This window comes from Paraburkholderia sp. BR10937 (assembly GCF_040965695.1).
GTDB lineage: Bacteria > Pseudomonadota > Gammaproteobacteria > Burkholderiales > Burkholderiaceae > Paraburkholderia.
The window spans coordinates 1-20,360 of sequence record NZ_JBFRCL010000016.1; the positions used below are offsets into that span (position 1 = coordinate 1).

Annotated in this window: 15 protein-coding genes; 5 read left to right on the forward strand and 10 right to left on the reverse strand. The window is 64.2% G+C overall.

The features are described from left to right. The 3 genes from AB4Y44_RS15150 to AB4Y44_RS15160 all read right to left on the reverse strand — a co-directional run. The coding region (locus AB4Y44_RS15150) for an FAD-dependent oxidoreductase (protein WP_368700135.1) at positions 1 to 135 on the reverse strand (135 nt) is incomplete at its 3' end. A 163-nt stretch (positions 136 to 298) separates the two neighbouring features. After that, positions 299 to 1,207: a glutamate/aspartate ABC transporter substrate-binding protein gene (locus AB4Y44_RS15155; protein ID WP_368700080.1), complete on the reverse strand. Its 909-nt coding sequence runs from the start codon at positions 1,205 to 1,207 to the stop codon at positions 299 to 301. A 202-nt stretch (positions 1,208 to 1,409) separates the two neighbouring features. Continuing rightward, a complete protein-coding gene (locus tag AB4Y44_RS15160) occupies positions 1,410 to 2,717 on the reverse strand; it encodes an MFS transporter (RefSeq protein WP_368700081.1) in 1,308 nt (435 codons plus the stop codon). Positions 2,718 to 2,919: 202 nt separating this feature from the next. On the opposite strand from AB4Y44_RS15160, the gene AB4Y44_RS15165 reads away from it, so the two are divergent. Beyond that, positions 2,920 to 3,444, forward strand: a complete 525-nt coding sequence (locus tag AB4Y44_RS15165) for a nucleoside 2-deoxyribosyltransferase (RefSeq protein ID WP_342918716.1) — start codon at positions 2,920 to 2,922, stop codon at positions 3,442 to 3,444. Between the two features lie 37 nt (positions 3,445 to 3,481). Here the strand turns inward: AB4Y44_RS15165 and AB4Y44_RS15170 are convergent, their stop codons facing one another. The 4 genes from AB4Y44_RS15170 to AB4Y44_RS15185 form a co-directional block, all read right to left on the reverse strand. Then, positions 3,482 to 5,155, reverse strand: coding sequence for a peptidase S1 (locus AB4Y44_RS15170; protein ID WP_342918715.1), 1,674 nt, complete (start codon positions 5,153 to 5,155; stop codon positions 3,482 to 3,484). A 136-nt stretch (positions 5,156 to 5,291) separates the two neighbouring features. Further along, the gene (locus AB4Y44_RS15175; protein WP_368700082.1) at positions 5,292 to 6,929 is read right to left on the reverse strand and encodes a protease pro-enzyme activation domain-containing protein; all 1,638 of its coding nucleotides are present in this window, start codon (positions 6,927 to 6,929) and stop codon (positions 5,292 to 5,294) included. A gap of 364 nt (positions 6,930 to 7,293) precedes the next feature. Further along, the gene (gene galU, locus AB4Y44_RS15180; RefSeq protein ID WP_368700083.1) at positions 7,294 to 8,184 is read right to left on the reverse strand and encodes a UTP--glucose-1-phosphate uridylyltransferase GalU; all 891 of its coding nucleotides are present in this window, start codon (positions 8,182 to 8,184) and stop codon (positions 7,294 to 7,296) included. Between the two features lie 265 nt (positions 8,185 to 8,449). Beyond that, a complete protein-coding gene (locus AB4Y44_RS15185) occupies positions 8,450 to 8,593 on the reverse strand; it encodes a hypothetical protein (RefSeq protein ID WP_165979327.1) in 144 nt (47 codons plus the stop codon). A 200-nt stretch (positions 8,594 to 8,793) separates the two neighbouring features. On the opposite strand from AB4Y44_RS15185, the gene AB4Y44_RS15190 reads away from it, so the two are divergent. Continuing rightward, positions 8,794 to 9,978, forward strand: coding sequence for an acyltransferase family protein (locus tag AB4Y44_RS15190; protein ID WP_368700084.1), 1,185 nt, complete (start codon positions 8,794 to 8,796; stop codon positions 9,976 to 9,978). 627 nt (positions 9,979 to 10,605) lie between these two features. Here AB4Y44_RS15190 and AB4Y44_RS15195 read toward each other — a convergent pair. Genes AB4Y44_RS15195 through AB4Y44_RS15205 form a run of 3 tightly spaced genes read right to left on the reverse strand, consistent with a single transcriptional unit; the run spans position 10,606 to position 16,757 of the window. After that, positions 10,606 to 13,092, reverse strand: a complete 2,487-nt coding sequence (locus AB4Y44_RS15195) for a glycosyltransferase family 4 protein (RefSeq protein ID WP_368700085.1) — start codon at positions 13,090 to 13,092, stop codon at positions 10,606 to 10,608. Then, positions 13,089 to 14,555 (reverse strand): flippase, encoded by a 1,467-nt coding sequence (locus AB4Y44_RS15200; protein ID WP_368688249.1) that lies wholly within the window; start codon positions 14,553 to 14,555, stop codon positions 13,089 to 13,091. The genes AB4Y44_RS15195 and AB4Y44_RS15200 overlap by 4 nt, the downstream gene beginning before the upstream one ends. A 30-nt stretch (positions 14,556 to 14,585) precedes the next feature. Further along, entirely contained in the window at positions 14,586 to 16,757 is a 2,172-nt protein-coding gene (locus AB4Y44_RS15205; RefSeq protein WP_368700136.1) for a hypothetical protein, read from the reverse strand. Positions 16,758 to 17,168: 411 nt separating this feature from the next. Between AB4Y44_RS15205 and AB4Y44_RS15210 the strand changes: the two genes are divergently transcribed. From AB4Y44_RS15210 to AB4Y44_RS15220, 3 genes are read left to right on the forward strand one after another with little or no spacing between them, the layout of a single operon-like run. Beyond that, positions 17,169 to 18,263 carry an acyltransferase gene (locus tag AB4Y44_RS15210; RefSeq protein ID WP_342918709.1) on the forward strand — a complete coding sequence of 365 codons (1,095 nt, stop codon included), beginning with the start codon at positions 17,169 to 17,171 and terminating at the stop codon, positions 18,261 to 18,263. 37 nt (positions 18,264 to 18,300) lie between these two features. After that, complete coding sequence (gmd, locus tag AB4Y44_RS15215) at positions 18,301 to 19,344, forward strand: GDP-mannose 4,6-dehydratase (protein ID WP_342918708.1); 1,044 nt, start codon at positions 18,301 to 18,303, stop codon at positions 19,342 to 19,344. Then, entirely contained in the window at positions 19,331 to 20,287 is a 957-nt protein-coding gene (locus AB4Y44_RS15220) for a GDP-mannose 4,6-dehydratase (RefSeq protein WP_342918707.1), read from the forward strand. Before gmd ends, AB4Y44_RS15220 begins: the two co-directional genes overlap by 14 nt. Positions 20,288 to 20,360: the final 73 nt, after the last annotated feature.

Here is a 20,360-nt window from a genome sequence, read left to right on the forward strand (position 1 = left end):
GTGATAAGGGGGCACCCGTTCTTCGCCGACCAGCACGACGCGGCCGCCAAACCCGTATTGCCGCAGCAGCGCCGCGGCGTTGCCGCCCGCGTGCCCTGCCCCAACGATCACCACCGTGCTGCCGTCTTCTTGCATGTCCGCTCCCGCTTTTTCCGCTTTCTACCCGTTAATTGATTCATCGCGCGCATCGGCGGCCATGACTCATACGCGCGCGTGAACCCTCGCGCCCATGAGCCGCCCGCGCCGTCCACCGCGTCAGGAACGAGATCATCTCATGGTTCGCACTTGCACACGGCAATCAGTCGAAGGCGCGATCGTTCGGCGCGGCATAGAGCGCGCGCAGTTGTTCGCTCATCGGAAACGCGAAGTTCACGCCCTTGGGCGGCACCGGCTTCTCGAACCACTTCGCGTACATCGCATTGATTTCGCCGCTCTTCATGAGCGCCGCCATCGTGTCGTTCACGAGTTGCCGGAACTCGGGGTCGCCGTTACGCATCATGAAGGCATAGGCTTCCGACGATTGCGGCGTGCCAACGATTACCCATTCGGCGGGCTTCGCCGTGAGCGAGCGTGTACCGGCGAGCAGCACGTCGTCCATCATGTAGGCCACTGCGCGGCCCGACTCGAGCGTAGCGCGCCCCTCGCCATAATCGCGCGCGCTGATGATGCGCATGTTCATCTGCTTGTCGATGTTCATGCGCCGCAAGATACGCTCGGACGTCGTGCCCTGGTTGGTCAGCACCGTCTTGCCCGCGAGATCGGCGAAGTCGTGAATGCCCGAGTCCTTGCGCGTGAGCAGGCGCGTGGTCGCGACAAAGAACGTATTGGAGAAGCTCACCTGGGCCTGGCGCGCCTTCAGGTTCGTCGTGACGCCGCATTCCAGGTCCACGGTGCCGTTCTGCACGAGCGGAATGCGGTTTTGCGAAGTGACGGGAACGAAACGCACCTGCAGGTCCGGACGCTTCGTCCTGAGCTTGACGGCCTCGATCACCTTGTCGCAGATGTCCTGCGAAAAGCCGATTACCTGGTTGTCGCCGATCACGTAGGAGAACGGCACCGAAGTCTCGCGATAACCAATGGCGATGACGTCCGCCGAGCGGATCTTGTCGAGCGTAGGCTGCGCGACCTGGGCGGCCGCCGGCTGCAGCAGAGAGAGACACGGCACGATGGCCCAGCAAGCCAGCGACATCCGCTTCAGTCGGTTCATGGGTCGGTCCTCGTCGTCACGCTTCGTCTGCCGCTGTTATTTCGCGCGGTCGAAGCATCCATTTGTCGCCACAATCGATCATCGCGCAACATGCGGGAAATACCAGGCGTTTCCCGCGATGTTAAGCCGATCATGAAAAAAAGCAGCGGGCATGGCCGCTGCTTTCATCGCTCATGCTGCGCAATCGTCACGGCGCACGCGATCAGCCGTTGACGAGCTTCCTCGGCTGCAGCAGCGCCAGCACCGCGCCCAGCATCATGGCCGCCGAAACGCAGTACATGCCCGCGTTCGTGCTGTGCGTCGCGTCCTTCATCCAGCCGATGATCGACGGGCTCACGAAGCCCGCGAGATTGCCGATCGAGTTGATCATGCCGATGGCGGCGGCAGCCGACCCGCCCGCAAGAATCGCGCTCGGCCAGGTCCAGAACACGGGCATCGTGGCGAGCATGCCGGCCGCGCCCACGGAAAGCGCGAGCATGGCGAGCGGCACGTTGTTGCCGAACACGGTGCTCAAATACAGGCCGATTGCCGATGCCAGCGAGGCGATGGCGAAGTGCCAGCGGCGCTCGCCCGTGCGGTCGGCGCTCTTCGCGACGAACAGCATGCTGAATACGGCGCAGGCGTACGGAATGGCGGTAAGCAGGCCCACGTCGAGCGCATTCTTCACGCCGCTCGCCTTGATGAGCGTAGGCAGATAGAAGCTGATGCCGTACAGACCCATCATGCAGCAGAAGTAAGTCACGGCCATGAGCCACACGCGCCCATTGGCGAACACCGAGCCGATCGATGCGTGGCCCTTGCCCGCCTGGTCCTGCGCGATATTGCGTTCGAGCACGGCCTTCTCGTCGTCCGAGAGCCAGTTCGCCGCGCGAATGCCGTTGGGCAGATAGAACAGCGTAATCACGCCCAGCACGAGCGAAGGCAGCGCTTCGATTAGGAAGAGCCACTGCCAGCCCGTCCAGCCGTTCGCGCCGGTGAAGGCCGAGAGGATCCAGCCCGAAAGCGGGCCGCCCAGCACGCCGGCAATCGGAATGCCGATCATGAAGAGCGCATTCATGCGGCTGCGGCGCGCGGCCGGAAACCAGTAGGTGAGATAGAGCACGATACCGGGGAAGAAGCCCGCCTCGGCCACGCCCAGCAGGAAGCGCACGAAATAGAACTGCGTGGGCGTCTGCACGAGCAGCGTGGCCGCCGAAAGCACGGCCCACGTAATCATGATGCGCGCGATCCATATGCGCGCGCCCACGCGGTGCATGAGGATATTGCTCGGGACTTCGAAGAAAAAGTAGCCGATAAAGAAAATGCCTGCGCCGAGACCGTAGACGGTTTCGCTGAACTGCAGGTCGCTCAGCATCTGAAGCTTCGCGAAGCCGACGTTCACGCGGTCGAGATACGCGGCCACATAGCAAAGGAAGAGAAACGGCAGCAGACGCAACGTCGCCCTGGAATAGGCGCGCGTCTCGAGATTGTGTAATGCGGCCTTCGACTGGCCGCCGGCGATCGTATTCATGGTCTCCAACATGGTGTAAAGCCAGTGCCGCGCAATGGCGCACGGCACGATGCAAAGTGCATGATCGTAGCGAGAGGCAACAAATGTTGTCAATCGTCTGTAAGCAACAGGAAGATGGACGAACCCTCACTGGCCCGGACCAGGCGCTAGAATCGTCGAACCGGGGTCTCGACGAACCCCTTGCACTGGAGGACCGCGCGCCATGAATTCGACCCCGCTGCCCCGCCGCCCGCGCGTGTATCTCGCCGGCTTCGACGTCTTCCGGCGCGATGCGCTCGAGCACGGCGCACGCCTCGTCGCCGCGTGTGCGGAATTCGGCTTCGAGGGCGTCTATCCGCTCGATGCGCAAGCGCCCGCGGACCTCGACGGCCCCCGCCAGGCCGCGTGGATCTATCGCGCGAACGTCGAATCGATCCGCGCCGCCGATATCGTGATGGCAAACGTCAACGACTTTCGCGGCCCCGGCGAGCCCGACTCCGGCACCGCCTTCGAGATCGGCTATGCGGCCGCGCTGGGCAAGGAAATCTGGGCCTACTCATCCGACCAAGGCACGCTCATCGAACGCGTGCCTTCCGTGCCCGACGCGCAGGGGCGCGTGTGCGAACGCGGCTATCTGGTGGAAGATTTCGGCCTGGCGAAGAACCTGATGATCGCGTGCGCAGCGCGCCTCGTGCAGGGCGACGCGCGCGCGTGTCTCGAAGCCATGGCGCAGGGGCGCACGCCATAACCGCGTGCAAACGCCTGCGCCGGTGCCTGTGAAAGAATCAGTGATGCATGGTGCTCATCGTGCTCATGCGCTGGAGCGCGCGAATGCGCGCCACCGCGGGGCGGTCCGTCACGGCGACCTGATAGAGCTTCGCGAGATCGGCCTTGAGCGCCGTGCGTGAGCCGGCGTCGAGATACACCATGTGACCCGAAGGATAAAAGCGCGCGCTCAGGTTGTCGCGCACCTTCTGGTCGAGCAGCGGCATCTTCTGCAGGTCGATCACGGTCTGGTAGAACGGCGTGACGAAATCGTAGTAGCCGTTCGCCGAGAGCACGCGCAAATCCGGATTCAGCGCCATCACCGCCGCGAGATCGCCGGCCGTGTAAAGCACGATATTGCCCTGCGCGTCCACGCCCTTTTGCGCGCCCGTTGGATCGATATGGCCGAAGTTCCAGTTCTTGAACGCCTGGTCGTTCAGGTCCGTGAACGACGAGTTCGTGCGGAACTTGAGCTGCTCGTTCAGGTAGCTGTTCCACATCGCCGTATAGACGCCGCTCACGGCCGTCATGGTGGGATCGTTGCCGCCCGAGTTGGGGTCGATGTTGCCGGCAATGCCCGTGTCGATGGCGGTCACACGGCCGTCGTACGAGCCGAGCGCCACGCCCTTGTCCTTCAGGAGCGAAGTGAGAAAAAGCGAATTCCCGCGGCTGTCGTACGAGGCGATGTCGAGATTCCACGACTCCAGCGTTTGCGTGTCGATGCCCGTGTATTGCGACAAGGTCTTGAGCGTGGCCGGAATGCTCTTGTCGTTCGGATCGGGAAACTTCGAGAGCGCCTGCAGGTAATCGGTGCGCGCGAATTGCGCCACCTGCGCGGCGAACGCCTGCAAGTCCTTCGGCGCGGGCGTCACGCCGAGGCGCTTGTGGTACCACGCGTCGGCGGCCGCCGTGGGCAGCGCGCCCACCGGATTGCCGCTTTGCGTGTAATCGAGAATCGACGACTGCAGCGTGATGCCGTTCAGATCCACGCCGTCCTCGTGCAGCCGGTAGGCCAGCACGCAACTGCGCGCCGTGCCATACGACTCGCCATAGAGAAACTTCGGTGAATTCCAGCGATCGTTCGCCGTGAGGTAGCGCTTGATGAACTGCTTGAGCGAATCCGCGTCCTGATCCACGCCCCAGAAGTCGCGATTGTGATGCGGCGCGATCGCGGCCGAATAGCCCGTGCCCACCGGATTGATGAAGATGAGGTCGCTCTTGTCGAGCAGGCTGTCCGGATTGTCTTCGAGCGTATAGGGCGCGGGCGGCGTGAAGCCCGGCATCGACGTCTTGATGCGCCTGGGCGCGAACGAGCCGAGCAGCACGAACACGGAAGAGGAGCCCGGACCGCCGTTGTAGAAGAACGTGACGGGACGGTCCTGCGCCTGCACGCCGTCCTTCGTGAACGCCACGTAGAAGATCTTGGCGTTGGGCTGCGAGCTGCTCGGATCGACCGTCACCAGGTGACCCGCCGTTGCCGTATAGGTAATGACTTCCTTGCCGATCTGGATGGCGTGATGCGTGATCGCGGCGTTCTCGGTCATGTCGGTGACGAAGTCATCGGGACCGTTGCCGTAAGCGGTGGGATCGAAGCACGGCTGGTCGGCCTGGGAGCGATGCTTGCCGTTGCCGCTCGCGGGGCTGGCCCCTTGAGCGCCGCCGTTGCCCTTGGTGGACTGCGCTTCGTCGTTCATGTCGTCTCCACTTTATGTGTGTGTGCGTTTGAGACAGTGAATGCAACTTCGAATGCAACCTCTCATGCAACCCGCATCGCGCCAGCCGCCTGGCTTTCGTGCTCAGCTCGCGTCGCGGCGGCGTGCCGCGCTCATCCTACGCCGAGCCGAGCGCGGTTGCCACCTTGCTGCCCACCGGCGTGCCGAGGCCCGTGCAAGCGTCCCAGCCCGGCGCCGCCGAGAAGTCGCCATTGCTGCCGCTCGTCACGTCGTTGAAGGCGCCGGGCTGCGCGTAGAGCTTCGCGTTCGCGAAGCCCACGGGCGTGCCGCGCGTCGCATTGATGCGCGCGATCAGCGCCGCCCACAGCGGCGCGACGGCGCTCGTGCCGCCCACCACCGTATCCGCGCCCGCCACGCGAACCTCGTAGCCCGTGGCGGGATCGGCGTCGGCGGAGACGTCGGGCACGCCGCGCCGCACCAGCGCGCCAGCCCCGCCGCGGCCACGCACGACGCGCAGGCCTTTTTGCCAGTCCGGCAGCGCGAACGTCGCGCTCACGCCGCCGCCGGTCGCGCCGTTATCGCCTTCGCTCCACACGGTTTCCTGCGAGATACGTCCGTTCGACGCCGCGATGTGCGTGCCGCCGCAGCCGAGCGCGTAAGGGCTCGACGCGGGAAAGTCGACATGATCGGCGCCGTCGCTCACGCCGTCCGACGAGCCGCTGTCGCCCGAAGCCGCGCACACGGTCACGCCGAGCGCGACGGCCGTTTGCAGCGCGTCGTTCAGCGCGCCGAGCGTTTGCTGCGACCACGCCGACTCCGGCGCGCCCCAGCTGATCGAGATGACTGAAGGCCTACGCTGGCTGTCGTGCAGAGCGGCGCTCACCGCGTCGACGAAACCTGCCTCGCTGTTCGGCGCGAAATAGACGGCGATGAGCGCCCCGGGCGCCAGCGCACCGGCGATCTCGACGTCGAGCGTGACTTCGGCGTCGGGACCGTTGGGGTCGCCGGTCGGCGCGTTCGTCGCCTGATCGACGGAGACGTCCTCCACGCGCGGCGCGCTCACACCCAACTCGCTGAAATACGCGCTGAGGTCTGCCGTGTCATAGCCGCCGCCCATTTCGACGACGGCAATGCACTGGCCGCTGCCGTCGCCCGCGGGAAAGCTGTAAAGCTCCGCGAGTTGCAAAGGCGTGAACGATCTGGTTACCGCGCGCGCGGCGCGGATAGGCGGGCGGATGGACGCACCGGGTGTGCCTGGCGCGTCTGCCGGCGCGTTGGCCAGACTCGTCGGCACGATGCGAAAGTGCGGCTGCGCCTTCGCACGATTGTCGAGCCCCACCACGGCGGTGACGACCTCGTGCATGTCTTCCGGCAAGTGCAAGGGGCCGCTCGGCTGATGAAAGTGGTGGGTGGTTTTGCCGACCTGATGCTCGAAACGCTGCAGGTCGATGCCGAAGGCGGCGTTGTACTGCTGCACCGTGCCCGAGAGCACGACGCGGCGCGCCGAGGCATCGGCCTGCTCCACGGTGAGCCCATGCGCGCTCGCGAACTGCTCGACACGTTCGATGTCGGCAGCGCTGGCCCCAAAGCGCCGCTCGTATTCCTCGCGCGAAACCGGCTGCGCGGCGGGATCGTTCGCGGCGAGCCGGTCCACCAGTTCGTGAAATTCTGCCGACGCCTGACGCCGCAGGATCAGCACGATCCTGAAACGCTCCGCCGGGTCGCAAGCGCCGACGCATTGCGCGCCGGCGGGCGCGGGATGTTCACTGCCTGCCACGGGAAGGTACCTGGTCATGGCCGGTTGCTCCTCCTTGAAGCGCGTGCCTGGATTCTGGCCTTCGGACACGCGTTGAATGACGGGAGTTCCGCGCGCCAAACCGGCCCGGAATGCCGTACAAAATCGTTCGGATATTCACGCAGCATGGCCGCCGCACGAGCGGCCCGCCACGCAGCACGAACGCAAACGACGCGCTGAGCGCATTCGACATGCCCGCCGAAACCGTTATACACCGATGACGATTGCAAAGTTGTCACGGCGACGCGGGAAGGCCAGGTCGCGGAGAATGTCGGGAGGTGATGCGAGATGGGCGAAACGCGCGCGGGCGTCGAGCCCCGCGCGCTTGAAATACCCCGTAGCGTGCTTGTGGCGCTATGGAGTTTTATGCTGCAGCGGGCAGCGCCGCCGGCAGATGCGCTTGCAGATAGGCTTCGAACTCGTCCTTGACCTCCGGATGGCGCAGCGCGAACTCCACCGTCGCCTTGAGGTAGCCGAGCTTGCTGCCGCAGTCGAAACGCGTGCCCATATAGCGGTACGCGAGCACCTGTTCTTCGGTGAGCAGCGACTGCAGGGCGTCGGTGAGCTGAAGTTCGCCGCCTGCGCCCGGCTTCAGTGCGCGCAGATGTTCGAAGATCGTGGGCATCAGCACGTAGCGGCCCACCACGCCGAGATTCGACGGCGCGACTTCCGGCGCCGGCTTTTCGACGACGCCCGACAGCTTGAACACATCCTCTTCCCACTCGCGGCCGTCGACGATGCCGTACGACGCGCTGTTTTCACGCGCGATCGATTCGACGCCCACCACCGAGCTGTGATAGTGATTGAACGTGTTCACGAGCTGCTTCATGACCGGCGTGGGGCTGTAGAGCAGGTCGTCCGCGAGAATCACGGCGAACGGCGCGCCGCCCACGAGCTTTTCCGCGCACAGCACGGCGTGGCCCAGACCGAGCGCCTCGGCCTGGCGCACGTAGAAGCAGTCCACATTGGCGGGCTTGATGCTGCGAACGACGTCGAGCAGCTTTTGCTTGTTGCGGGCTTCGAGTTCGCATTCGATCTCGTACGACTTGTCGAAATGGTCTTCGATCGCGCGCTTGCTGCGGCCGGTCACGAAGATCATTTCGGTAATCCCCGCAGCGATCGCCTCTTCCACCGCGTACTGAATGAGCGGCTTGTCGACGATCGGCAGCATTTCCTTCGGGCTCGCCTTGGTGGCGGGCAAGAAGCGCGTCCCAAGGCCTGCAACAGGAAATACCGCTTTGGTTACTTTCAGCATGATGTCCATTCCCAGATCGTTCGTTTGAGTCTCGGTCTCGCAGCGAGGCAAGCCGACTTCCCCGAGGTTCTGCCGTGGCAGATTCTTGTATTGAATGAGATTGTCTATCGCCTTTTAAGGAATAAAAAAAGGCCAATAAATTCTGATGACTCGCTTCCGGCGTAACACCGGAAATTATTGCCATTCATGCCGAATAATTCCATCCAGATCGGCATGAATTTCCTGTTCCGTCTTGTGCCAATGACGCGTCTCGTTCGGGCGCAGTCTACTCCGCCTCGTCGACGGGCGGCAAGGCGCCGGAGCGCGTGCGTGCGCGCCGGATGGGCTCATTGCGCAACGCCTCGCGATACGCGGACACCCCCACGAGTATCAACAGCACGGCCACGCCGGCCAGCAAGTGCAGGTTCATCGGATTCTCCAGCGACCATAGTCGATCACACTCAAACTAGCATTTCAAATTCGATAAATAAACCGCTTTTGTTTTTCAATCCATTTATTTCTCCATTTCTCATTTCATCACGAATACATTTTGAAAATCTTTTCCTTACTTCCCTCGCGCGCGCGCCCCTAAGATCGCCGGGTACTCTCCCCAAGGACCGGCTGACACCGATGAGCGATCCCGTACTCCAAACCGCCATGCCGCCTGCATCGGCCCTGCCCGCCGCCGCTGCCCCTGCAGCGCGGCCCGCGGCCGCGGCCCGCGAGCTGGCCGGCGAGCATCTGATCGAAGCCCTGCGAGGCTTTGCGGCCCTGCTGGTGGCGTATTTCCATTGCCGCCAGGTCACCTGGATCGGCATGGGCGCGTTCCACCAGCTGCATGCCAGCCTCGCGAGCCCCGGCACCGTTGCCGCGTGGCTGACGTTCCCGATTGCGTGGGGATCGGCGGGCGTGCCGATTTTTTTCGTCATCAGCGGCTATTGCATTCACCGCAGCGGCGCCGCGCGGCTCTTTTCGAACCCCGATTTCCGGCTCGACGCGCGGCAGTTCTGGCTGCGGCGTTTCGTGCGCATCTATCCGGTGCTGCTCGCCGCGTTGCTGCTCACGCTGGCTGTGGATTCGGTCAGCCTCTCGCTGCTTCCGGTGAGCCACAAGATCAACGAGATCGGGGCGCGCGATTTCTTCGTGAACCTGTTCTCGCTGCAGGGCGTGGCCGGTAAGACGTATGGGTCGAACGGCGCGCTCTGGACCCTTTCGCTCGAAGTGCAGTTTTACCTGGTGTATCCGCTGCTCTTCGCTGCGCGGCGCCGGTTTGGGCTGAATGTCGTGCTCGCCGCCGTGGCCCTCATCAACGTCGTTTCCGCGTTGACGCTGGAGCGGCATGACATCATCGTTTTCACTTCGTACTGGTTCTCGTGGATGCTCGGCGCATGGATCGCCGAAGTGCGTTTGCGCGGGTCTTCTGGCTTTCGGTTCGCCTATCCTGCTGCGGCGCTTTTCGCTGTCGCCGGTTGCGTGGCGTTTCACTTCGGGCAGTTTGGGGCGTTTCAGCTTTGGGCTTGCGCGTTTGCCTGCTATCTCGTCAAAGCGCTTGCGCGGCCTGCGCCTGCTTCGCCTGGCTTGCTGCAGTCGCTGTTCTCCAGGATCGGCGATTTCAGCTACTCGCTCTATCTCATTCACTTGCCGCTCTTCGTATTGCTCGGCTCGCTATTGTTCCGCTCGGAGCTGCAGACTTCGATATGGCCTTCGTTCGGCTTCACGCTGGCCGTGATTCCCGTTGCCTGGGTGTTCTATCGGCTCTTCGAAAAGCCCGCGCTTCATGCTGCTGCTCGGCTTAGGAAGCGGGTCGTCGCTTGATCCTCTTTGGCCACTTTGGCCGCTTTGGCCACTTTGGCCTTTCCTTGTTTTCGCGTCGGTATGCAGGCGTTGCCCCTGTGCGGGGCGGCACCTACTTTCTTTGCGGCGGCAAAGAAAGTAGGCAAAGAAAGCCGCTCAAACCGCCAGCGCCTGCCACAGTTCACATCGCGCCGTACATGGTGAATGGCTCCGGAGCGTCTGGCATCTCGCACCTTCAAAGGTAGTGACAAGGCGCTCATACATCCGGCGGCGCTCCGCGCGCCGTGGGGCATAACTCAAAGCAGTTGGTGCGCGCGCATTCTCGCGAAGCCTGACAATGCCCCCGCGGTTTCCCATGCAGACCCGACCGCAGCGCGCGTAGCGAGCAGCGGGATGAATGACTGCCTTGTCACTGAGTTGGGTGGTGCGAGGCGACAGACGCTCCGGAGCCATTAACCATTAGTGGTGCGATGTGAACTGTGGCAGGCACTGACGGTTTGAGCGGCTTTCTTTGCCTACTTTCTTTGCCGCCGCAAAGAAAGTAGGTGCCGCCCCGCACAGGGGCAACACTTGCATACCGACGCGAACACAAGGAAAGGCCAACGCGGCCAGAAGCCGCGAAAAAAGGCCTAAAAAAAGCAAAAAAACTTACTTGCCCCGAGCAACAACCCCATCGAGCACCCGCTCGACAGCATCGACATACTGCTGCTTCCCAAACCGCTCCCGGGCAGTAGCCAGCCCTTGCACAGCAAGCCGATCCCGCAACGCCGCGTCGTCGTGCAACCTGCCGATGGTGGCAGCGAGTTCCTTGGCATCACCTGGCGTACAAAGCAGCCCGCTTTCACCATGCTCGACGATCTCAGTCACACCGCCATCGCGAGAAGCAACCACGGGCCGCTGCGCCAGCATCCCCTCAACGACCACCCGCCCAAACGGCTCGGGCGTAATAGACGTATGCGCGATCACATCCACGGCCCGCATGCAAGCCGCAATGTCATGCCGGAAGCCGAGAAAATGCACACGCTCCTGCAGCCCGTTCGCTTCGACGAACGCGCGCAGCTCCGCGGCATAAGCATCCTCACCAAACAGCGGCGCACCCACGAGCACAGCATGCGCACGCGGCTCGTCGAGCAACGCTTCGAGCAGCACATGCTGGCCCTTCCAGCGCGCAAGACGGCTGAAAGCACCGACCAGGAACGCATCCTCGGGCAACCCGATCTGCGCCCGCAACTGAGCCTGCGGCATGCGCGCAAGCGCACGGAACGGCGATTCATCCACGCCGTTGTGCACCACGTCGATGCGCTTCGTGTCGAAGCGCGTGAGCTGCGCGAACACCTTCGCCGATGCGTGCGAGTTCGCAATCACGTGCGCGAGTCCCAGCTTCGCGCAGCCCTTGATCACGGCACGCTGCACGCGGCCGAAATGCTCGTCGCTCACGATGTCGCGCAAATGCCAGACCACCGGCTTGCGCGCGAGCTTGCCCGCGAGCACGCCGATCACCATCGCACGCTGCGTGTTGGCGTAAAGCACGTCGGCTTCGCGCGCTCGGCGGCGCGTCTCGCGCACGAGCGCGGCGATGCCCGCAAGCACACCCAGTCGCGGCGCGGTGCCGCCATCGCGGCGCACCTTGTTCAACGCGCCCGAATCGAGCACCTCCACGCGCGCACCGGCCTTGTCGAGCGCCTCCCTGAAGGGTCCGTCGTTGAAGAGCAGCACGTCGATACGCGAGCGCAATCCCTTCACCACTTCCAGCAGCGATAGCTCCGCGCCCCCCAGCACGCCGCTCTGGTCGATGGCGAGCACGCGCGGCGCTTGCGCTGCGTCCGCTTCGATCTCGAACGGCGCCGCGCCGTGTGCCGAACCCGCCTGCGCAATCGCCGGCACCGCCTTCGCCACGCGCGCAAAGAATTGCTCGCGGAAATGCCGCGAAGAAAAGCGCTCGGCATTCGCGCGGCAATCCTCGGCGCGGAATCGGCCGGGATCGCTTTCGAACGATTCGACGGCGTCGATGATCGCGTCTGCGTTTTGATCTTCGAAGAAGAGGCCCGTGGGGCGCGAACCGGTGTCGCGCACCGTTTCGAGCGCACCGCCCTTGCCGAATGCAATCACGGGCGTGCCGCACGCCTGCGCCTCGACCACGGAAATGCCGAAGTCTTCTTCCGCTGCGAACACGAACGCCTTGGCGCGCCGCATGCGGTCGTGCAGGACGGCGAACGGCTGATAGCCCAGCACTTCCACGTTGGGCGTCGCCTTCGCGCGTACCTTGTGCATGTCGGGGCCATCGCCGATCACCACGAGGCGCCTCTCGGGCATGCGTGCAAACGCCTCGACGATCAGGTCGATCTTCTTGTACGGCACGAGCCGCGAGGCGGTCAAATAGAAGTCTTCTTTCGTGGTCTCCAGCTCGAACGCGTCGATATCCACCGGCGGATAAACCACCTCGGCCTGACGCTGATACACCTTCTGGATGCGCCGCGCGATGAACTCCGAGTTGGCGACGAACTGGTCCACCGAATTCGCCGTGCGCACGTCCCAGTTGCGGATGTAGTGCAGGATCAGGCGCGCGAGCATCGACTTCGGCCCGCGCGTGAGGCTCGACTCCTGCAGGTACTGATGCTGGAGGTCCCACGCATAGCGGATCGGCGAATGCACGTAGCTGATATGGAACTGGTCCGGTCCTGTGAGCACGCCCTTGGCCACCGCGTGGCTGCTCGAAATCACCACGTCGTAGCCCGACACGTCGAGCTGCTCGATGGCGAGCGGCATGAACGGCAGGTACGCACGATAGCGCTTGCGTGCGCCCGGCAGCTTCTGGATGAACGAGGTCGTGGCGCGCTTGCCACGCAGGAACGTGCGGTCCTTCGCATCGACGAAGTCGACGACCGAGAACAGGTCCGCATCGGGAAAGCAGGCAAGGATCTGCTCGAGCACGCGCTCCGCGCCCGCGTAGGTCACGAGCCAGTCGTGCACGATGGCCACGCGCGGCGCACGGCCTGCGGCGAGGGCGGGCCGCAGCGGCCGCAGCGGCATGACGGCGCCCGTCTCGGGGCGTCGCGGTTTGGTGGCGTCGCGCCGTTGAAGAGGCGCGGCGGCGCTTTCGGACGGCGCCGCTTCGTCGATCAGTTCGTGACTCATGCGCTTTTCCGTGAATTCAGTCGAAAGAGAAGGGAACGGGCGTAGCCGCGCAGCATCGGCGTAGTCGCAACCGACCACACCACGTTGGCAAGCGCGAGCACGACACCGGCGCCGATTGCGTACAGCGCGTCCGGCAGCCACCACGCAAGAGCGAGCGCAGCGGCGAGAAAACTCAGGTGTGCAAACATATCGACGATGATCGTGCGGCTATGAATGCGCGAAAGCCACAGCAGCACGACGTAGTCGAACAGGGCGCGAAACAGCACGGCCGCGGCCGCGCCCGGCAAGCCGAAGCGCGAGATGCCGAGCCACAGCAGACCGGCAAAGAGCGGCAGCTCCACGAGCCCGACGCGCGCAGCGGCGGCAGGATTGTTTTGCGACTGGATGAGAATGCGCGTCACGCCCGCCTGCCCCACGAGCCACACGGCGATGATCAGCACGCGCCCAACCGGCGCGCCATGCTCGGCGATCACGGGCCCGACCCACGCGTGCAGGAAAGGCTGGAGCACCACGATCGCACCGATGGCGATGGGCGTGAACACGGCATTGAGAAACTGCAGCGACTGCGCGGCGATTTCATCGGCATGCTCGCGGCCCAGCGCGGAAAGGCGCGGAAACAGCGTGCGCACGAGCGCGTTGGGCACCATGTTCAGGCGCGTGACGAGGTTCTGCGGCACCGTGTAGTACGTGACGAAGCGCGCGCCAAGGCCCGCGCCCAGCATCATGCGGTCGAGCGAGTCCGCGACCATCGTCGTGATGCTCGCGACCAGCATCCAGCCGCCGAAATTGAAGAGCGCCTTCGAGGTATCGAGGCGCGGCCCGCGCACCTTGCGAATACCGAGCACACGAAGCGCCGAGCGGCCAAGCAGGATCGCGGCGGCGAGACGCGCGAACACGGCGGCGGCCAGCACGGTCTGCAGATTCGGTTCGTACGCCCAGGCAGCGGCGAGCGGCAGCAACTGGAACAGGAACGTGCCGAGCGTCTGGTTCGTGTTGTAGATGCCGAAGCGCTCCGCACCGTTGATCGCGCCCGCGAACACCCACGAGACGTTCGCCACCGGAATCGCCACGGCGAGCCAGGGCAGCGCGAGATAGACTTCGTGCCGCAATTCGGGCGTGACGTGCGTGAAATACGCGGTATAGAGAGCGCCGCCCGAATAGATCAGCAGGCCGCCGATCGCGCCGGTCGTGAAGTTCAGCCAGAACGCGCTCCAGAACACGCGCTCGCAGGCGTCGGCGTCTTTCGACGCATACGCCTTCGAGATCTGGTTCTGCGCGGCCATGCTCATGCCGAGGTCGAGCACGCTGAAGTAGCCGATCAGGGTCCAGACGAGCGCGATCACGCCGTAGCGCTCCACGCCGAGCAGGCGGATATACGAAGGCACCGTGACGAGCGACACGAAGGTCGGCAGCACGAGACCGAACAGATTGATTGCGACGTTGCGCAGTATGCCTTTATCCATTAGGTATCCAGTTGCGTGGCCCGTAGCGGGTCAGGCCGGTTTCCAGCGGTACATGAGCACCTTGCCGCGCGCATCTTCCTCGACGAACACGAGGTATTCGCCGTTCGCTTCGCGATGCGCGGTGATGCCGAACGGCACGTCGACCCAGCCCGAGGTGTTGCCCACTTCCGCGCCGGGGCCGAAGGTGCCGATTTCCTTTGCGCTGTCCTTGTCGTACACGTGGACGTTGCCCGCGGGCTCGACCACGAACACGTACTGGCCTTCCACCGTGAGCCCCGCGGGCGTGACCGGCGGTTTCGCCTTCGGGTCCCACGGCAGACGCAGCATGTAGTGCTGCTCGGGGTGGCCGCTCGACCACTTGTCGTAGCGCACCAGCACGCGCCCCGCTTCCTTCCAGAAGCCGGGCTCGTGGGGCGCATCGGCCGTGTAGCCCGTCACGTAGAGCGTGTCGGTCTGCGGCTCGTAGATCGCGCGATGCACTTCGGTGAACGGCGCGGGAATCGCGTACTTGTCGAGCTTGTCGTACGAGTAGATCGGGTTCCCCTTCGCGTCGAGCCCGCCAAAGCGGAAGCGCCAGATGCCCTTGTCGTCGCGCGCGCGCCAGATGTCGCCGCGCGTGTCGATCCACCAGCCCCATCCGCCCGCCAGATGGTCGCGGCCCGGATTGCGCGTGAATTCGTCGGCGTCGAAGGCACCGTTGCCGTTCGCGTCGCGCCAGATCCAGTCGCCGCCGGGCGGCGGCGCGTTCGGCACGTTCTGCACCCCGCGGCCGCGGCCCGCGATGAAGCCCGAGGGAATCGCGGTCTCGCCGTCGCGCTGCGCGTCGAAGCGATAGATCTTCAGGTGGTCCGCGTACATGTCGGTGAGGAACAGGAACGTGTGCCCGTTCAACACGCGCGCGGTAGGCAGGCCCGGCCACTGGTCGGTGTGAAAGACCGGATCGTCGGGATAGCGGAAGCGATTGGACAGGAATCCGACATATTTCCAGTCCTGCCCCGGCGGCTTCGACAAGTCGAGTTCGAAGCGCTTGTTGCCCGTATAGACACTGCTGGGGCGCTGTGGGTCCACCCACGCGCCATCCACGAACAGCAGCCCTTCCAGGTTCCACAGGCGCTTGCCGGCAGGCGTATAGGCCTCCAGCGTTGCGCCAAGACCCGCGCCGATGTTGTCTTCGTGCTGCGGTCCGACACCGTTGGTCGAGACGTAGATGTTCCCGCGCGCGTCGGTGCCGACGCCCGTGAGGCCGTTGAAGCGGCCCGGACCCGGCCGCCCCGCTACGCCCGAGAAGATGCCGCCGCGCTCGCCGAGCGTGGCGCTCTGCGTCCACGTCTTGCCGTTGCGCGTGAAGATGAGGATCTGCTGGCGCGGCCCGTTATCGGCCATCAGCAGGCGTTGCTGCGGATCGAACGCGAGATCCACCGGCACCGAATCGTCGGGCAGCGCGAGCGTGTCATCGAGGCGCTTGCCCTCCGCCGAGTAATGTTCGACGCGTGGGTGCGCGGCGCCCTTACCCGCTTCGGCGCCCGTCAGCACCCACACCGACCCGTCGGCTGCAAGCGCGATGCGGCCCGGCGCCTGCACGTCCCATTGCCCCTTGCGCTGCATCGAATTCGCGTCGTACACCTCGATGCGGTTCATCGGCGTGTTGCTCACATAGAGCGTCGAATCGGTCGCGGCGAGTCCGCCAATGTCGGCATGCGTGCCAGTGGGCACTTCGTTGATCTTCAGGAACGACGCGGAAAGCTGCGCATGCGGATTGAGCGGATCGGGCGAAGCCTGAAACGCGGCGGCGCGCTTGGGCTCATCGAGCGGCCGGCGCGTGATGCCGTACCACTGGCTGCCCTTCGCAGGCCAGATGCCGTTGCCGACGAGGTGCCCTTTCTCGTTGCCCACGCCGACCGCCGCATACAGATAGCGATGATTCACGGCCACGGCGTTGCCGCCGGCTCCCCCCCAGCCATGCGTGCCGCCGGCGAAGCCGAGCGGCTTGCCGTCCTGGTACGCGCTGATCTCGGCGCCGCTCTCGTCCCACGGCGCGTTGGTGAACACCTTGCCTTCAGGCGTGACGGCGATGGCCGTCACGTTGATCTGCATCCACGTGCCCTGGCCGTTGCCAAAGCTATTGCCGATCCACGAGGTCGTCACATTGAGTTGCGGCGCGGCGATGGTCTGAACCGACGACGTGCAGATAAACGTGCACATCGCGGCCAGTGCCAACGTCCTGCGCAAGCGGCGATCGGGGTTCGATAACGGCAAGGCAAATTCCTCCGGTCTGATGACGGCAATCTGCCAGGATCATGCCGTACAAACCGTGTGAAAAATCGCCTCCAAAAAAGGGAAAATAATTCAAAAAAATTCAGTATTTATGACCCGCTTCCGAGCCATCCGGAAATAAATTCCCAAACGCCGATAGCACGCCGGAAAGCCCGTGCGACAAGGTTTTTGACGCAACCAACCCCGATTTCCATACGGCAATGCGCATTTCATATCGCGCAAATCAACGCATTTAAATTCAAAAATCCGGAATCAATATATTTCGGCTTTTTGAACATTTAATTCTTTCTAGAATGAACCGCGAAGCAATCGCGCATGCATGAACCCACCGGAGAACCGATGACCGTAAGCCGCCCCGTCAGTCAACAAGGCCTCGCCGACCATTCCCACCGTATCGTCCAGCTGGACGGTCTGCGTGCCTTCGCCGTGCTCGCCGTGTTCGCGCAGCACGCGTTGCGCGCGCCGCTGTGGATGGGCGTCGACCTGTTCTTCGTGCTGAGCGGCTTTCTCATCACCGGCATCCTGCTCGAGCGCAAGGCGCGCGGGCAATCGTATTTCAGCTACTTCTATGCGCGCCGCGTGCGCCGCATCCTGCCGCCCTACCTGCTGCTGCTCATCGTTTCGTCGCTGCTGTTCGGCTTTGGCTGGGCGCACTACTGGCCGTGGTACGCATTCTTCGCCACCAATATCGGCGACGCACTCGGCCAGAGCGGGCACGACAGCCTCAACATTCTCTGGTCGCTCGCCGTCGAAGAGCAGTTCTACATCGTGTGGCCCTTTGTCGTGCTGCTCCTGCCGCAACGGCTCATGGCCGTGGTGGCGGCCGCGCTCATCTTTGTCGTGCCCGTGCTGCGCGCCGTCGCGACGCCGTGGTTCGACTCGTACTGGCCGATCTACTACCTCACGCCGTTCCGCATGGACCTGCTGGCCGCCGGCGCGCTGCTCGCCGTGCTCGTGCGCCGCGACCGCAATGCGCTCGAGCCCTTCAAGTGGCCCGCCGCCGTGCTTTTCTTCGCGGCGCTCGGCGTGCTGGCCTGGCTGCACCTGCACTACCCGCGCTTTCGAGGCATGAACACGCCGCTCTCGAACGCCATGCTCTATAGCGTTTCGCTCGTGCTCTGCACCTCCATCGTCGTGTTCGCGCTGCAGTCGAAAGGCATCGTGCGGCGCCTGCTGTCCAACCCGGTGCTCGTGTATGTCGGCACGATCAGCTACACGATCTATCTCATTCACCTCACGATTCTCTATGCCGTGTGGCCGCTCCATTACGGCCGCATCAAGAGCGCCGCGATTGCGCTCGTACTCACGCTCGCTTATGCCAGCGCGAGCTGGTTCCTCTTCGAGCGCCGCCTCACACGCGGCCCGCGCCGCCGCCCAGCGGCTGAGCCGGTCGACCTCACCGCACGCGTGAGCCAGTCGAGCCCGCAATCGTAATTCCCGAATCCCGTTCGACACTTCAAAGGCACATCACATGAACGAACGTCGCAAAGCGATCATCACCGGTGTTTCCGGCCAGGACGGCGCCTACCTCACGCGCCTTCTGCTCGACAAGGGCTACAACGTCACCGGCACGTATCGCCGCACCAGCTCCGTCAATTTCTGGCGCATGAACGAGCTGGGGATCCTCGACCATCCATCGCTCGATCTCGTCGAACACGATCTCACGGACGCGGGCTCGACCCTGCGCCTCGTCGAACGCGCCCAGGCGCAAGAGGTCTACAACCTCGCCGCCCAGAGCTTCGTGGGCGTGTCGTTCGACCAGCCCGCCACGACCGCCGAAGTCACCGGCATCGGTGTGCTGAACATGCTCGAAGCGATTCGCGTCGTGAATCCGAAGACGCGCTTCTATCAGGCTTCGACCTCCGAAATGTTCGGCAAGGTCCAGGCTATTCCGCAATGCGAGGACACGCCGTTCTATCCGCGCAGCCCCTATGGCGTGGCCAAGCTGTTCGCGCACTGGTCCACCGTCAACTACCGCGAGTCCTACGACATCTTCGCGACGAGCGGCATTCTCTTCAACCACGAGTCGCCGCTGCGCGGGCGCGAGTTCGTCACGCGCAAGATCACTGACAGCGTCGCCAAGATCAAGCTCGGCAAGCTGAACATGCTCGAACTCGGCAACCTCGACGCCAAGCGCGACTGGGGCTACGCCTCCGAGTACGTCGAAGGCATGTGGCGCATGCTGCAGGCCGACGAGCCCGACACCTACGTGCTCGCCACCGGCCGCACCGAAACCGTGCGCGACTTCGTGAAGATGGCCTTCGCCGCCGCCGGTTTCCAGCTCGAATGGTCGGGCAAGGGCGAGCGCGAAACCGGCATCTGCGTCGCCACGGGCCGCACGCTCGTGCGCGTGAGCCCGCGCTACTACCGCCCCGCCGAAGTCGACCTGCTGATTGGCGACGCGACCAAGGCGCAGGAGAAGCTCGGCTGGAAGCCGCAGACTTCGCTCGAGCAGCTCTGCCAGATGATGGTCACGGCCGACCTTGCGCGCAACGAACGCCATGACACATTCTGATCCCGCTAGCCGTCCGCGCGCGCTCATCACGGGCATTGGCGGCTTTACGGGCCGCTATATGGCCGCCCGCCTCGCGGCGGACGGCTACCGCGTGTGGGGCACCGTGCGGACGGGCGAATCGCTGGACGCGGAAGCCTTCCCGTTCGGCGCCACCGCCATCGAAGCGGACTTGCTCGACCGCGCGGCGATCGCCCACGCGCTCGAAACCGTGCAGCCCGACGTGGTCGTGCATCTCGCCGCAGTGGCCCACGTGGCCGACAGCGACGTGGCGCGCACCTACGTCGTGAACGTCGTCGGCACGCGCAATCTGCTCGAGGCGCTCGCGCAGCAGAAGCACGTGCCGCGCGCCGTCTTGCTGGCCAGCAGCGCGAACGTCTACGGCAACGCCACCAACGGCGTGATCGACGAGCATGTCGAGCCCCAGCCCGCCAACGACTACGCGGTCAGCAAGCTCGCGATGGAATACGTCGCGAGGCGCTTCCAGGCGCGATTGCCGATCATCATCGCGCGCCCGTTCAACTACACGGGCGTGGGCCAGTCGCCGGACTTCCTGATTCCGAAGATCGTCGATCACTACGCACGCGGCGACAAGCAGATTTCGCTCGGCAACCTCCACGTGGCCCGCGACTTCTCCGATGTGCGCGACGTGGTGAACGCCTACGCGCGGCTCGTCGAAGTCGCGCCGCGTGGCGCCATCGTCAACGTTTGCTCGGGCACCGGCCAGACGCTCGGCGCGCTGCTCGACATGCTCGCGCGCATCGCCGGCTACGAGATCGAGGTGAACGTCGATCCGCGTTTCGTCCGCGCCAACGAAGTGCGTCAGCTGATCGGGTCGAACGCGAAGCTGCGTTCCATCGTCGGCGACAGCTCGCGCAAGCACCTCGAAGAAACCTTGCGCTGGATGTACGAAGAAGCGCGCGAACGTGTGCCCGAAACGCAATAGCGCCCTGCTCGCTTGCTCTGTTCTATAAATAAACCGCCGCTCTCCCGAGCGGCGGTTTTCTTTGGGTCGATCG

Coding starts and splice junctions, on each gene's coding strand:
- AB4Y44_RS15170 (WP_342918715.1), bottom strand. CDS start 5,155: ATGAACGACGAAGCGCAGTCCACCAAGGGCAACGGCGGCGCTCAAGGG.
- AB4Y44_RS15205 (WP_368700136.1), bottom strand. CDS start 16,757: ATGTGCACGTTTATCTGCACGTCGTCGGTTCAGACCATCGCCGCGCCG.
- AB4Y44_RS15185 (WP_165979327.1), bottom strand. CDS start 8,593: ATGAACCTGCACTTGCTGGCCGGCGTGGCCGTGCTGTTGATACTCGTG.
- gmd (WP_342918708.1), top strand. CDS start 18,301: ATGAACGAACGTCGCAAAGCGATCATCACCGGTGTTTCCGGCCAGGAC.
- AB4Y44_RS15165 (WP_342918716.1), top strand. CDS start 2,920: ATGAATTCGACCCCGCTGCCCCGCCGCCCGCGCGTGTATCTCGCCGGC.
- AB4Y44_RS15175 (WP_368700082.1), bottom strand. CDS start 6,929: ATGACCAGGTACCTTCCCGTGGCAGGCAGTGAACATCCCGCGCCCGCC.
- AB4Y44_RS15200 (WP_368688249.1), bottom strand. CDS start 14,555: ATGGATAAAGGCATACTGCGCAACGTCGCAATCAATCTGTTCGGTCTC.
- galU (WP_368700083.1), bottom strand. CDS start 8,184: ATGCTGAAAGTAACCAAAGCGGTATTTCCTGTTGCAGGCCTTGGGACG.
- AB4Y44_RS15210 (WP_342918709.1), top strand. CDS start 17,169: ATGACCGTAAGCCGCCCCGTCAGTCAACAAGGCCTCGCCGACCATTCC.
- AB4Y44_RS15160 (WP_368700081.1), bottom strand. CDS start 2,717: ATGAATACGATCGCCGGCGGCCAGTCGAAGGCCGCATTACACAATCTC.
- AB4Y44_RS15190 (WP_368700084.1), top strand. CDS start 8,794: ATGAGCGATCCCGTACTCCAAACCGCCATGCCGCCTGCATCGGCCCTG.
- AB4Y44_RS15195 (WP_368700085.1), bottom strand. CDS start 13,092: ATGAGTCACGAACTGATCGACGAAGCGGCGCCGTCCGAAAGCGCCGCC.
- AB4Y44_RS15155 (WP_368700080.1), bottom strand. CDS start 1,207: ATGAACCGACTGAAGCGGATGTCGCTGGCTTGCTGGGCCATCGTGCCG.
- AB4Y44_RS15220 (WP_342918707.1), top strand. CDS start 19,331: ATGACACATTCTGATCCCGCTAGCCGTCCGCGCGCGCTCATCACGGGC.